The 14,102-nt window shown below is 40.0% G+C and carries 13 protein-coding genes; 8 read left to right on the forward strand and 5 right to left on the reverse strand.

The annotated features are described in order from the left end of the window. Nucleotides 1-578: 578 nt before the first annotated feature. A complete protein-coding gene (locus D0T50_RS01660) occupies nt 579-1,400 on the reverse strand; it encodes a mechanosensitive ion channel domain-containing protein (protein ID WP_163221329.1) in 822 nt (273 codons plus the stop codon). A 157-nt stretch (nt 1,401-1,557) separates the two neighbouring features. Here D0T50_RS01660 and D0T50_RS01665 point away from each other — a divergent pair, with 157 nt between their 5' ends. From D0T50_RS01665 to D0T50_RS01675, 3 genes are read left to right on the forward strand one after another with little or no spacing between them, the layout of a single operon-like run. After that, entirely contained in the window at nt 1,558-2,484 is a 927-nt protein-coding gene (locus tag D0T50_RS01665) for a cation diffusion facilitator family transporter (protein WP_163221331.1), read from the forward strand. Nucleotides 2,485-2,493: 9 nt separating this feature from the next. Further along, entirely contained in the window at nt 2,494-3,420 is a 927-nt protein-coding gene (locus D0T50_RS01670; RefSeq protein WP_163221333.1) for a hydrogen peroxide-inducible genes activator, read from the forward strand. A 31-nt stretch (nt 3,421-3,451) separates the two neighbouring features. Further along, nucleotides 3,452-4,120, forward strand: coding sequence for an MIP family channel protein (locus D0T50_RS01675; RefSeq protein WP_163221335.1), 669 nt, complete (start codon nt 3,452-3,454; stop codon nt 4,118-4,120). Between the two features lie 77 nt (nt 4,121-4,197). Here the strand turns inward: D0T50_RS01675 and D0T50_RS01680 are convergent, their stop codons facing one another. Further along, nucleotides 4,198-4,944 (reverse strand): NigD-like protein, encoded by a 747-nt coding sequence (locus D0T50_RS01680; RefSeq protein ID WP_163221337.1) that lies wholly within the window; start codon nt 4,942-4,944, stop codon nt 4,198-4,200. Between the two features lie 179 nt (nt 4,945-5,123). Here D0T50_RS01680 and D0T50_RS01685 point away from each other — a divergent pair, with 179 nt between their 5' ends. The 4 genes from D0T50_RS01685 to nfo all read left to right on the forward strand — a co-directional run bounded on the left by D0T50_RS01685 (nt 5,124) and on the right by nfo (nt 9,491). Next, entirely contained in the window at nt 5,124-5,672 is a 549-nt protein-coding gene (locus D0T50_RS01685) for an RNA polymerase sigma factor (RefSeq protein ID WP_163221339.1), read from the forward strand. Continuing rightward, on the forward strand, nt 5,669-6,892 hold the full coding sequence (locus tag D0T50_RS01690; protein WP_163221341.1) for a porin family protein: 1,224 nt from the start codon (nt 5,669-5,671) through the stop codon (nt 6,890-6,892). The genes D0T50_RS01685 and D0T50_RS01690 overlap by 4 nt, the downstream gene beginning before the upstream one ends. A 128-nt stretch (nt 6,893-7,020) precedes the next feature. Next, on the forward strand, nt 7,021-8,391 hold the full coding sequence (locus D0T50_RS01695; protein WP_163221343.1) for a TrpB-like pyridoxal phosphate-dependent enzyme: 1,371 nt from the start codon (nt 7,021-7,023) through the stop codon (nt 8,389-8,391). Nucleotides 8,392-8,651: 260 nt separating this feature from the next. After that, nucleotides 8,652-9,491, forward strand: coding sequence for a deoxyribonuclease IV (gene nfo / locus D0T50_RS01700; protein WP_163221345.1), 840 nt, complete (start codon nt 8,652-8,654; stop codon nt 9,489-9,491). Here nfo and queF read toward each other — a convergent pair. Genes queF through D0T50_RS01715 form a run of 3 tightly spaced genes read right to left on the reverse strand, consistent with a single transcriptional unit; the run spans nt 9,478 to nt 11,277 of the window. Further along, nucleotides 9,478-9,933 carry a preQ(1) synthase gene (gene queF / locus D0T50_RS01705; protein WP_163221347.1) on the reverse strand — a complete coding sequence of 152 codons (456 nt, stop codon included), beginning with the start codon at nt 9,931-9,933 and terminating at the stop codon, nt 9,478-9,480. The two genes, nfo and queF, sit on opposite strands and share 14 nt — an antisense overlap. Continuing rightward, nucleotides 9,926-10,594 carry a 7-cyano-7-deazaguanine synthase QueC gene (gene queC, locus D0T50_RS01710; protein WP_163221349.1) on the reverse strand — a complete coding sequence of 223 codons (669 nt, stop codon included), beginning with the start codon at nt 10,592-10,594 and terminating at the stop codon, nt 9,926-9,928. The genes queF and queC overlap by 8 nt, the downstream gene beginning before the upstream one ends. Nucleotides 10,595-10,596: 2 nt before the next feature. Continuing rightward, nucleotides 10,597-11,277, reverse strand: coding sequence for a queuosine precursor transporter (locus D0T50_RS01715; RefSeq protein WP_163221351.1), 681 nt, complete (start codon nt 11,275-11,277; stop codon nt 10,597-10,599). 178 nt (nt 11,278-11,455) lie between these two features. Here D0T50_RS01715 and D0T50_RS01720 point away from each other — a divergent pair, with 178 nt between their 5' ends. Then, a complete protein-coding gene (locus D0T50_RS01720) occupies nt 11,456-13,963 on the forward strand; it encodes a thiol protease/hemagglutinin PrtT (protein WP_163221353.1) in 2,508 nt (835 codons plus the stop codon). Nucleotides 13,964-14,102 lie beyond the last annotated feature (139 nt).

Consider the following 14,102-nt stretch of genomic DNA (forward strand, 5'->3'; position numbering starts at 1 on the left):
GATATGAATGACAACCTTTTTAGAATGAAAAGATATATTGCGACAACCTTTTTAGTAACAAGCAGTAAAAACTGACAACCACTTTCAGTATAAGTCATTATTACTATCATAATTACTTCTTCACAGTTGTGATGATATCTCTTCACATATGTGATGATATCTCTTCACAATTGTGACGATATCTCTTCACAGCTGTGAAGAAGTGAAAAGTACTATTTGAAACAAATAGAAATGCAGTGTGGAATACACAAAGAGACTGTTTTATTGAGTGATTCTGAAAGTGGCTGTCGGTTCTTGTTGCTTGTGTAGGTCTTGTTATATTTGCATGGTGTTATAGAACAAAGTATAATTATTATCTCTATCTATTATGAAATATTTCTTTTACTGCCTCACTCTCTTAAGTATGATAATTGCTGCTGCAGCCTGTTCGTCATCCTCAAAGGAGACGAATGATATGGTAACAATTAAAGAAAATTACTTGTGAACACCCTGTGAAATCAAAAAGAATAGGTCTTCACACACAACCCGCTTACTGTTATTAAGTTACAGCGTTTTGTGAATGTGAAGACCTATTCTCATTAAGCTTGATGGATAGTCATCTGCGGGAATGGGAAGTTAATATTCTCCTTATTGAAAGCATCGTAAATGGCTTTGTTCATATCAAAGTAGACGTTCCAATAATCGGCATTGTTTGCCCATGCACGGATAATCAGGTTTACGCTGCTGCTATCCAGTGCGTTGAGTGCAATGAATGGGGCAGGGTCTATAAGGACACGGCTATCTTCTCTTAATATTTTCTCTACTACCGCTTTGGCTCTGTCGAAATCTTCGCCATACTCAATGCCTATAATCCATTCGGCGCGGCGCTTGTCAATATTAAAGTTCTTCACAACGCCACTACTTAACGCACCGTTGGGAATATAAACGCGAATATTGTCGGATGTGTTGAGGATAGTATGGAAAATCTGAATTTCGGTTACGGTACCACTCGCAGATTGTGCATCGATGAAGTCGCCCACACGGAAGGGTTTGAACAACAAAATAATCAGTCCGCCTGCAAAATTAGAGAGGTTTCCGCTCAATGCCATACCCAACGCCACACCAACAGATGCCAGCAAAGCAGCAAATGAAGTAGTTTGAATGCCCAACGCACCCACAATGGAGATGATTAATAGTATAATTAAGGTAATATTAACCAGGTTGGCGGTAAATGTGCGCACAGAGGGGTCGATGTTCTTTTTGGAAAGAAGACGTTTAACGAATTTGTTGATGAGCTTAATTATTAATTGCCCGATAACAAAAATAATGATAGCTTTAATAATAGCAATGCCCAAGTGTTCGGCGCTCTCAAGAAGAGTCTCCAGCATCTTCTCGATTCTTGAAATATTAATTTCTTCCATAAAAAAGGTTTTTGGTTGATTTATATTTAACAACTCATGCGGCTAATTGTTTATTCTTTCTCGTTTTATCCGGTTCTGTATATTCGCTATTCTTGTTATTTGTTTCTCTTTGTGAGTTTCTTTTGTATATTTGTTCTCCAAATTGAAACATAGTAAAATGTCCGAGAAAGAAAAGCGAGACAGGATATTGATAAAAACGTCGTGGGTAAGTACGATAGGTAACGCATTTTTGTCAATAGCAAAAATAGTAATCGGTTTGTTGGCAGGGAGCTTGGCTGTTGTTGGCGATGGTATTGATTCGGCAACCGATGTAGTCATCTCTATTGTGATGATTTTCACTGCGAAGATCATGAACAAACCTCCCAGCCCTAAATACGTGTATGGCTATGAAAAGGCAGAAGGTATTGCTACCAAAGTACTTTCTCTGGTTATTTTCTATGCAGGTGTGCAAATGTTGGTTACTTCAGTGCAGAGTTTGTTCGACGCGGAAGCCAAGGAACTCCCAAGTACGCTTGCTATTTATGTTACGGTAATTTCTATTGTAGGAAAACTGCTTCTCAGTCTTTATCAGCATAGACAAGGTGCGCGAATAGGCAGTTCTCTATTGATTGCTAATGCAAAGAACATGCAAAACGATGTTCTTATCTCTGTAGGCGTTTTGTTAGGGCTTTTCTTTACTTTTGTACTTGAGCTGCCAATCTTAGACTCCGTAGCCAGTCTTATTATAAGTTTGTTTATATTGAAAACATCCATTTCTATTTTTATGGAATCTAATGTGGAACTGATGGATGGAGTAAAGGACGAAGGTATCTATGATAAGATATTCGAATCGGTACGCAGGGTGGAAGGCGTTGACAATCCGCACAGAGTGCGTTCGCGCTTAGTAGGCGGGATGTATGTCATTGTATTGGATGTGGAAATGGATGGTAATATAACACTGAATGAGGCACATGCCAGAGCCGAGCTTGTGGAAAAGGAGATACGAAACTCAATAGAAAATATATATGATATAACCGTTCATGCGGAACCTTATGGCGAACATAGCCCGGAAGAAAGGTTTGGCATGAATGAAAAGATGATATAGAAGCATAAGATGACACTACAGCAATTAGAGTATATATTGGCAGTAGATAAATTCCGGCACTTTGCTAAAGCGGCCGAACATTGTGGCGTTACGCAACCCACGTTGAGCGCTATGATTCAGAAACTGGAAGATGAACTCAATGTGAAGATATTCGACCGTCATGTGCAACCGGTAATTCCGACCAATATAGGCGAAAAAATATTGCACCAAGCACGTAGCATTATTAATCAGACGTTGCATATGCGCGAGGTTATACAGGAAGAGAAGCACGTGATAACCGGAAAGTTTCGTCTGGCAGTGTTACCTACTATTGCACCTTATCTGATACCCCGTTTCTTTCCACAATTGCGAAAAAAATGTCCCGATTTAGATCTGCGGGTAAGCGAACGCAAAACGCACGAAGTGTTTGAGGGATTGAAGAATGATGAGATAGACGCGGCTATCATAGCCAGTATGCCCGAAGATGCCAAGTTACAAGGTGATGTGTTGTTTTATGAAGAGTTCATGGGCTATGTGTCGCGCAATGAACCGTTGTTCAAGAATGAATTTATTCGTACCTCGGATGTTAATCCGTCGCGTTTATGGTTGTTGGATGAAGGACATTGTTTCCGCGATCAGTTAGTGCGTTTCTGCCAGTTGGACTCTGTCAAGAATACGCACGTCGTGTATCAGCTGGGTAGCATGGAAACCTTTATGCGTATGGTAGAAAGTGGCAACGGAATGACCTTTATTCCTGAACTGGCATTGTCTCAGCTATGCAAAGAACAAAAGGAGTTGGTGAAATCATTTGCTATTCCACGTCCCACACGTCCTATCGTGTTGGTTACTCGTATAGATTTTATCCGTCAGAGTATATTGAAAATAGTAAAAGAGAATATTAAAGAATCTGTACCCGAACGCATGTTGGTGTTGGATGCGGTACAGACATTGGTTTGAATCTGTATTTTTTAACTTAATTGCATTATTTATGAAAAAGTATTTTGCAGAAATGATCGGAACAATGGTATTAGTGTTGTTCGGATGTGGTAGCGCGGTTTTTAATGGTGGTGTAGGCACTACTGCGCAAGTATTAACAGTGGCTTTTGCTTTCGGTCTATCGGTAGTGGCAATGGCGCATGCTATTGGAGGAGTTTCGGGATGCCACATTAATCCTGCCATTACGTTGGGTTGCTTGATAACCGGACGTATCAGTGGTAAAGATGCCGGTATGTACATGTTGTTTCAGGTAATTGGAGCAATCATAGGGTCGTCTATTTTGTATCTGCTCGTATCTGGTTATGCAGGAGATTACGCTACGACTACAGGTGCCAATGGCTTTAGTGATTCGGTGTCTGTTACAACAGCTTTCTTGGCCGAAGTGGTAGGTACATTTGCTTTTGTGTTGGTAGTACTTGGTGTTACTGATTCTAAGCAAGGAAACGCAACAACTGCTGGTTTGGCTATTGGTTTGTCGTTGGTATTGGTACACATCGTGTTGATTCCTATTACAGGAACTTCTGTAAATCCTGCACGTAGTATCGGTCCGGCTATTTTCCAAGGTGGACAAGCTCTTTCTCAACTTTGGTTGTTCATCGTTGCTCCATTTGTAGGCGCATTGTTGAGCGGTGTAGTTTGGAAAGCTATTCAAACGAAGTAGTTAATGCTATATATAAAGGAAAGGAGTTAAAGCGGATACGCTTTAACTCCTTTCTTTTTTCTCTTACAGTTCTCAAATTATCTTACCTGAACAATCTCTGGCATATAGTGCCTTAGCGAAATAGCATCTAAACTACTTTCGGGTAACTCTACTTTATAGTATTTGGCACCTTCATAAATACTCTCTGCCTTTATGATAAAACCATTCTGGGGCAACTCGCCACTCTCTGGCAGGGTAAACGAAACCAAACCGTTAAGGATTTCATGTGCCGGATCATCGTATGCATTGTGGCGAAGTTCTAATGAGAGATAACCTTCTTTCTGTTGCTCCGGTTCTTCCAGCTCATTCTTTACTAAGTTAATGAAATGTTTCTTCGCGGGGTTTCTTGTTCCTTCCATCTGGAACTCTATTGTAAGACATCCGTTGGCTATCCACAGACCGGTGATATTAACACGGTCTTCGCCAATTTCTTCTACATTATCGGCAGTAAGACTAATAATTTCTTTGGTTAGAATACTTTCAATGTGTATTACTTTAATGTTGTAATCATATCCGGCAATTTTCTGACTCAGAGATTGAAAGTAGACAATAACACGTTTACCTTCTTCGGGTTTGTAATTGGGCATTAAAGAAACATCGCCGGGGTACATCTTCTTACCATTATCTAATTGGAAGAAATAACCATCGTCAATTAGCTCTATATATCCGATAGCTAATCCAGTGGGTTCGTCTGATTTTAGAAAGTCTTCATCGCATGCCGAGAACATTGCGGCTGATAACAATATGGCAATAAATAGGGATAGGTTTTTTATTTGTTTCATCATATTAATATGTTTAACAGGTTTTACTTATTTCTTAAGATCACTCTGCTTCATAAATGTAATGTATTAAGGATTACTGCGTTTGTTTGTGTTAAAAAACATATACGGTTCTTTTTTGTTCTTCTGGTGCAGTATTTTTGCGATGAATGTATTTAAGGAATAAACATGTGTTGAATAAAAGAATGGAAGAATTTGAGCTATCGGAACTTTGTAGGCAAGGCAACAATCGAGCCCGCAAAGAACTCTATGAGCAGTATTCCGGGCGATTGTTCGGCATCTGTCTTCGCTATGCGAAGGATAGAGAGGTGGCAAAAGATCTTCTGCACGATGGTTTCTTGAAAATATTCCATTCGTTCGATAAGTTTACATGGCGTGGAGATGGTTCTTTGAGGGCTTGGTTGGAACGTGTGATGGTAAATGAGGCGTTGCAGTTTTTGCGAAAGAACGATGTGTTAAGTATAGCTACCGAGATAGAGAATATAGGAGAGGGGTATGAAGACCCAACAGAATCGGAAGTAGAGCTTATACCACAGCACGTGTTGATGCGGTTTATCAGTGAACTTCCCGAAGGTTATCGAACAGTGTTTAATTTATATATGTTTGAAGAGAAATCTCATAAAGAGATTGCAACGCTGCTTGACATTAATGAGAAATCGTCGTCATCGCAGTTACACAGAGCAAAAGCTACATTAGCAAAAAGGATTAAAGAATATACAAAGAATAATATATGAAACAGCAGGATGATGAATTGTGGTTGAAAACAATGAAGAAGTCGCTCAAAGAGTACTCCGAAGAGCCGCCCAAAGAAACTTGGGAAGCATTGGAGGCAGACTTGCGATCTTCGGTCATTGTTGAGAAGCGAATATACTTTCAGCGAATATGGGCTTCGGCGGCAGCAATAGCTATTTTGGCTATCTCGGGTATTAGTTTATATTTTCTCAATACACCGGCTGCTGAGGAAATGCAACAGATTTCTACAGCAATGGCAGTGGTAACTCCCGACGCTATACCCGAGGCAAAAGAACCCGAACAACTGATAACAACAAAGAATGAAGTGGTAGCAGTGGTGAGAGCAAAGCACCCAGTCACAAAAACTGTAATAACAGAAGAATGTGTTGAGATAGAAAACCAAATTGAAAACAATGATGTTCTTGAGGTAGTAGTCAATCATGAATCCGCTGATACGCAACAGCAGGAGACAGTGAAAGAAGAACGGGTACAAGTGCGTCCGTCGAGTAAGGATAAGCTCCACCTGCCTATTGCTAAAGCAACATCTAAGAAAAACAAAGGTTGGTCTGTTGGTGCGTCAACGGGTACATTGGGTAGTAATCTTAGCTCTAACGATGTGAACTTCTTTTATCCAGATGGAATTAATAAGGTGGATTTTATTTCATCATCAGGCTTGGTTAGTCTTCCGTCTAATGGGGTTGTCCATTTTGATAATGGTGTTCCTTATTATGCTGCCCAGAATGATGCCGTTGAGAGTTGGAACCATAAACAACCCATTTCATTTGGTTTGTCGGTGCGTAAATCATTGACTAATCGAATCTCTCTCGAGAGTGGGCTTACCTATACTTTCTTAAGCTCGGAAGCGAAAATTTATGGAGAGAATGGTGGCAAATTAAAGCAAGAGTTTCATTATATTGGTATCCCATTACGTGCAAATTGGAGTTTCTTGGATTCTAAGCACTTTACGCTGTATGCTATGGCGGGTGGAATTATAGAGAAGTGTGTATATGGTAAATCTGCCGGTAATGATGCAACAATAAAACCACTTCAGTTCTCACTAAATGGTGGTGTAGGGGCGCAATACAATATATCCAAGCATCTTGGACTGTATATGGAACCGGGTGTTTCTTATTTCTTTGATGATGGTAGCGACTACGATACCAGTCGTAAGGAAAATCCGTTTAACTTCAACTTGCAAGCAGGTTTTCGTATAAGTTATTAATTCTGATTTAATATTTTAGCACTAAAATAACTTTTATGCTATCAAAAAGGCAAAACATTTGTTGTTTTGCCTTTCTTTTTGAGATATAGTTTTTAACTTTGCGCTCAAATTACAAAACACATATAATTATGAGCGAACGTATTAAGAAATTTATTCTGCCCGAAAACGAAATACCACGCTACTGGTATAATATTCAGGCGGATATGAAAAATAAGCCCCTGCCACCGTTGCATCCGGGAACAAAGCAACCACTTAAACCGGAAGATTTATTTCCAATTTTCTCAGAAGAGTTAAGTCGTCAGGAATTAGATCAAACAAATACGTGGATTGAAATACCCGAAGAGGTACGCGAAATGTACAAGAACTATCGCAGTACACCACTTGTTCGCGCTTATGGACTCGAAGAGGCTTTGGGAACTCCTGCTCATATTTATTTTAAGAACGAAAGTGTAAGTCCAATCGGTTCGCACAAACTTAACTCTGCACTTGCACAGGCTTATTATTGTAAAAAAGAGGGTGTTACCAATGTTACTACAGAAACAGGAGCCGGGCAGTGGGGAGCAGCACTTTCTTATGCTGCGAAGGTTTTTGGTATTGAAGCTGCTGTTTATCAGGTAAAAATAAGCTATGAACAGAAGCCATATCGTCGGAGCATCATGCAAACATTTGGTGCGCAAGTAACTCCCTCTCCATCCATGTCTACTCGTGCCGGAAAGGATATTCTTACGGCAAACCCCAACTACCAAGGCTCATTGGGTACGGCAATTTCCGAAGCTATTGAATTGGCCAGAAATACGCCAAACTGTAAATATACACTTGGATCAGTACTCAGTCATGTAGCTCTACATCAGACAATTATCGGACTTGAAGCTGAGAAACAAATGGAAATGGCGGGAGAATACCCCGATATTATTGTTAGCTGCTTTGGCGGAGGGTCAAACTTTGCAGGAATCAGCTTCCCATTCATGCGCCATACCATTCTTGATGGAAAGAAAACTCGATATATAGCAGCCGAACCGGCGTCGTGCCCTAAATTAACGCGTGGTAAATTTCAATACGACTTTGGTGATGAAGCAGGATATACCCCCTTATTACCAATGTATACGCTGGGGCACAACTTCGCTCCGGCAAACATTCACGCGGGCGGACTTCGTTATCATGGTGCCGGTGTTATTGTTTCTCAATTGTTGAAAGATGGTTATATAGAGGCGGTTGATATTAAGCAACTGGATTCGTTTGATGCCGGTTTGTTGTTTGCACGTTCTGAAGGTATTATACCTGCACCTGAATCATCTCATGCTATTGCGGCAACCATCAAGGAGGCGCTTAAATGCAAAGAAACAGGTGAGGAAAAAGTTATCTTGTTCAACCTTTCTGGGCATGGATTGTTGGATATGGTTTCCTATGATAAGTATCTGTCGGGCGATTTGGTAAATTATACATTGACCGATGCCGATGTTGATAAAAACCTGAATGAGATAAAAGATTTGACGAAATAGAATTCTTATAAAATAAGATAGGACCGGGAATTGTGAAAAAGAACACGATTCCCGGTTTTTTATTTACTAACCGAAAGGAGATTCCATTTTGGTTGAAAACAGACCTCATTCTCTGTCAAAATGAGCTTCTTTTTGCGGAAAAATGAAGTTTAATTTAAACCATACATGCTCTCTTTTTGTTATTTATTGTGTTTTTCGTTGATAACTCCCTTCTTTTGATTAAGTTTACACGTCAAATAATATGCTTAAATAATACCGATATGAAATTTTTAGGAGCCCATGTATCTGCCTCTGGTGGCGTAGAGAACGCCCCCCTTAATGCTCATGAAATAGGAGCGAATGCTTTTGCTTTATTTACAAAGAACCAACGTCAGTGGGTAAGTAAGCCTTTGACGACCGAAAGTATTGAACTTTTCAAAGCCAATTGTGCCAAGTATGGACTCCTACCCGAATATATTTTGCCGCACGATAGCTACCTCATAAATCTTGGACATCCCGAAGAAGAAGGGCTTGCTAAAAGCCGCGCTGCTTTCCTCGACGAAATGCAACGCTGTGAACAATTGGGTTTGAAATTATTGAATTTTCATCCCGGTAGTCACTTGAATAAAATCAGTATAGAAGATTCTCTGACTCGTGTAGCCGAGAGTATCAACTATGTGCTTAATCGTACAAAAGGGGTGACGGCTGTGATAGAAAATACAGCAGGACAAGGTAGTAACTTAGGTAATGAGTTCTGGCAACTGATGTATATTATTGATCGTGTAGAAGATAAGAATAGGGTAGGCATTTGTTTGGATACATGCCACACTTTTACGGCAGGGTATGACCTAAAAGATAGTTACGATGCTGTATTCAATGATTTTGAGCAGCAAGTAGGTTTCAAGTATCTTCGTGCTATCCACCTCAACGATACTAAAAAAGAATTGGGTACTAAAGTAGACCGTCATGCCAATCTGGGTGAAGGTTTTCTGCCGCTCGATTTCTTTAAACGACTGATGAACGACCCTCGCTTTGATAATATACCTATCGTATTGGAAACACCCGATGAAAGCAAATGGAAAGCGGAGATTGAGATGCTGCGATCGTTTATTGATGGCTAAGTAATCGTTGTTCTGCCATTGTTTCGTACTTCGTTTCTTTTCGTCCGTAATTGGCGTAAGGGTAAATAGAAATTCCGCCACGTGGAGTGAATAATCCTGTAACCTCTATATATTTGGGGTTCATGAGTTTGATGAGGTCTTTCATGATGATGTTAACGCAATCTTCGTGAAATGCACCATGATTGCGGAAGCTAAACAAATATAGTTTCAGGCTCTTACTCTCTACCATTTTAATATCGGGAAGATAGCTGATACGGATTTCGGCAAAGTCGGGCTGACCTGTAATAGGACATAAACTAGTAAACTCCGGACAGTTGAAACGTACCCAATAGTCGTTTTCAGGGTGCTTGTTATCAAAAGCTTCGAGAACTTCGGGTGCATAATCTTGTTTGTATTCTGTTTTTCCACCAAGTAGAGAAAGTTGTTCTGTCAATTTATCCATTGTTATTCGTTTTTTGAGTGAGGTATTCGTTTAATCCGCGCGACCTAAGTTTGCAAGCAGGGCAATGACCGCATCCACTTCCGGGTATACCATTATAGCAGGTGAGGGTGTGGTTCAAAACAATATCAAAAACTCCTAATTGGTCGGAAAGTTGCCATGTTTGTGCTTTGTCGAGATGCATCAAAGGGGTGTGAATGTAGAACTGCTCGTCCATGGCGAGGTTCAATGTTTCATTCAGAGAAGTTATAAAAGCCTCGCGGCAATCTGGGTAGCCACTATAGTCAGCTTGCGAAACACCTGTAACTAAGTTAAATACATCTCTCTCACGAGCAAATACGGCGGCGATACTCAGAAAAAATAAGTTGCGGCCCGGAACAAATGTGTTTGGGAAAGAATTGCGAGGCTGTTCGTTGTCCATGGGTAATGAACTATTTGTAAGCGAATTGCTCCCTAATTTTCCTATCAGTTCCGCATCTATTACATGAAATTCCACATTGGCTTTAGTGGCAATCTCTTTTGCTATGTTAACCTCCAGCTCATGTTTTTGCCCATATAAGAAACTAAGTGCATACACTTTCCGGAAATGCTCCTTTGCCCAATAAAGGCAGGTCGTGGAGTCTTGCCCGCCGCTGAATAGAACTACTGCTTCGTTGTTTTTCATACCTACAAATCTTTTATATTCAGGATGTTGTAGGAAATGTCTTCATCATACACATCTGTTCCTTCTATCTTTTTTATAGCTTTAACTACGCAGATGGTAACAGGGAGTATTATAACTTCGTAAAGAGACTTCAGGATAATTTGTACCCCCATCATAATCATAAGTTCTTTGAATGCAATAATTCCTCCAAAAGCCAAAGGGAAGAAAATTAATGAATCGGCAGTTTCGCCCACAACAGTCGACCAAATGGCTCTTGCCGAGAAGTTTTTTCCTTTGCTGGCAAGTTTCATCTTGCTCATTACATACGCATTAAGAAAAGAACCTGCGAGGAAAGCCGACAAGCTGGCGAAAACAATACGTGGTGCCATGCCAAAAACGAAGTTAAAACTTTCTTCGCCTTCCCAAAAAGGGGCAGCAGGGATAGCAACAGCTATTTGTGCCACGCCAACTACAAAGAAGTTCATAGCGAAGCCACTCCAAATAATAAGACGTGCTTTTTTGAACCCCCACACCTCGGCGATGCAGTCGTTAATGATGTACGAAATAGGAAATACCATGAGTCCGGCAGTAATGGAAATACCGAAAACCTGAATGATTTTAGTCTCTAAAAGATTGGCTGTGATAAGGCATACATTAAAGAGAATGCCCAAAAGCATGAAAGGTACAGATACTTTATTCTTCATAATTCTTGTTTTTTACGTGGTATTCAAGCACACGGTGATTAATATTCACGGGTTAATAAAATAGTGCGCGAAGATACGAAAAGTAGATAGAGTGGCAAACAAGTTTTGCCTGTTTCCTTTGTAAATGACAAAATAAACTCTAAATTTGTCCTAATCATACATTTAACAACTACCGTTTATGAAGAAACATTTACTTCTCCTTTCTATTTTTTCGCTGTGCTTTTTTCTTCCTGGTTGGTCTTTGCCACGTACAAAACAAGAGGTTCACGCCATTGTGACTCAATATTTTCAAGGTAAAACAACTACTCGAACGGTAGCTGCATTGACAGAAATTCCATCAAGTGCTTTATTGCCAAACACACGCACTGTGAGCAATGAAGCATTTTACGTCTTTACAGCCGAGAATGCAGGATTTCTGATAGTCTCGGGAGATGATAGAATGCAACCAGTTCTAGGCTATTCGGACACAGGAACGTTTGTAACAGAGAATCTTCCGGATAATCTTCGCGGTTGGTTACTTTTTTATGCCGAAGAATTTGAATCACTTGCTACCTGCGATGAACAAAATACACTGCTGGTTGCCGAAACAAGAGCAGAAGATAACTTCCCTGCTACAGTAGCACCGCTTCTGGGAGATATTGCTTGGGATCAAACAGCTCCTTACAATAATGCTTGTCCGACACACAATGGCGAAAGACTCGTAACAGGTTGTGTGGCAACTGCTATGGCGCAGATTATGATGTATCACAAATGGCCGGAAAAAGGAAAAGGCGTAAAGAACTATACATATACCATTGCTGGAACGTCATATGAAATAACAAAGGCTTTTAGTGCAACCACATTTCAGTGGGATAAAATGTTACCCACATATACCAGTACATATACTCCTGAAAGTGCCGAATATGTGGCCGAGTTGATGTATAGTTGTGGTGTTGCTGTTAAAATGGGTTACAACACAGCTGCCTCAGGTGGAAGTGGTGCGTATGATTCTGACGTGCCTCCTGCACTGATTAATCATTTTAAATATGATGAAAATATCCAGAAATACTCACGGACATATTACAAAAACGCAGAGTGGATAGCGTTGGCAAAAACCGAACTGGCAGAAAATAGACCTATTTATTACAATGGTAGAAGTCCGTCTGTTGGGCACGCATTTGTTGTAGATGGATATGATGCCAACAATTTCTTCCATCTAAATTGGGGGTGGGGAGGATATAATAATGGCTATTTCTTGCTTACCGCATTGAACCCGGATGGACAAGGAACCGGTGGTGGATCTGGAGGTGGTTATAATATGTCTCAAGGTATGATTATAGGTATTCAAAAGCCCAATGCAAATAGCAAATATGTATCTCACTTAGGTATTCAAGAACCATACAGTGTAAATGTAACAAGTATTGCAAGAAATGGAACTTTTAATCTTACAATTCAAGGAGTATTCAATTTGGGTGCTTATTTCTCCGGTACAACAGCATTAGCATTATACAAAGATGGGAAACTACATACAAATCTTGGGGAAATCACGAGAAACAACTACGAAACGTATACAGGATTCGAAGGAACCGCATCTAATCTCTCTATCCCAACAACTGTAGAAGAAGGCACCTACCAACTCCTTATAATGTCTAAAGATGCTCGCGAAACAGAGTGGCAACAAGTTAGAGCACCTTATGGTGTGGCTAATTACATTAGTGTATTTGTAAATGCAAGTACTATCAATTTTAGCAACCCTGATGTCTCTGCAAAGCTATCTTGCTTGAGTTTTGAAAAAACAAGTGCTAATTTATATCTAAATAGAACAGGGAATTTTAAGCTGAAAGTAAAGAATGATGGCGAAGAATGTATGCCTATGATTGGTGTTTTGCTTACGGGTGCCTCTTCCTCGGCATTAATCTCATCGGAAATTGCTTTTCTTGAACCAGGCGAAGAAAAAGAACTGAATTTCTCCGGAACAATTGCTGCTACAGGGCTAGTCGCGGGTAATACATATACTATACTACCAGCTCTACAAACGGCTACAGGTACTTGGACTACACTCTCTTCGGGTTTTACTTTTACGCTTCAAGCAACACCAACAGGAACTCCTGTCCTTACGTTGACAAAGAATATCTCTTTCAACTCTACACCGATAAAAATGGGAGAAGATTTTCAAGTAAACTTATCTATCAATAATTCGGGAGCTCTTTATGACGGTACTATTGCTGTTCCCGTATTTCCATATGCGGGTGGTTATTCATTATCAATGAGAACTTCTCCTTTGTTTATAGAAAGCGGTGAAACAAAAGAAATAACCTTAACACTGCCGGCACTTGCTACCGCAGATAATTATTTCTTGCAAGTACGTTACTCTTTGAATGGAGATTGGGGGAACTTTATTCCTTATGATACAAATAAATCTTTTGCTTTTACAGTATCCGATCTTACCGGCATTGCTCTCAATCAACAAGAAGAAACTTTCAAGCTCTACTTGACAGGTAATGATTTACAGGTAAAAGCAGGCGATGAAGCAATACTCCAACTCGACATTATTACTCTTTCGGGCACTGTTGTTAAGCAGTCGGTAGATAGGATAGAAATTGGCGCAACTCACACCATTTCTGTGGCAGAATTCCCTGCCGGACTGTACGTTGTGCGGTTACATACAGAGAGTGGAGTGAATACGACTAAGTTTATGAAGAAATAACCAAAGCATAAGAAACTGTTTTTGAATTATCTCAGAATAAAATTCAAAAACAGTTTCTTTTTATTAGTAGTATAGATGTGAAAATTGGTTATTAACAAAAAACATTCGCTTCTTCGTAGGGTTTTCTTTTCCTCGCCGA

Source organism: Bacteroides sp. 214, assembly GCF_010501015.1.
Classification (GTDB): domain Bacteria; phylum Bacteroidota; class Bacteroidia; order Bacteroidales; family Bacteroidaceae; genus Bacteroides.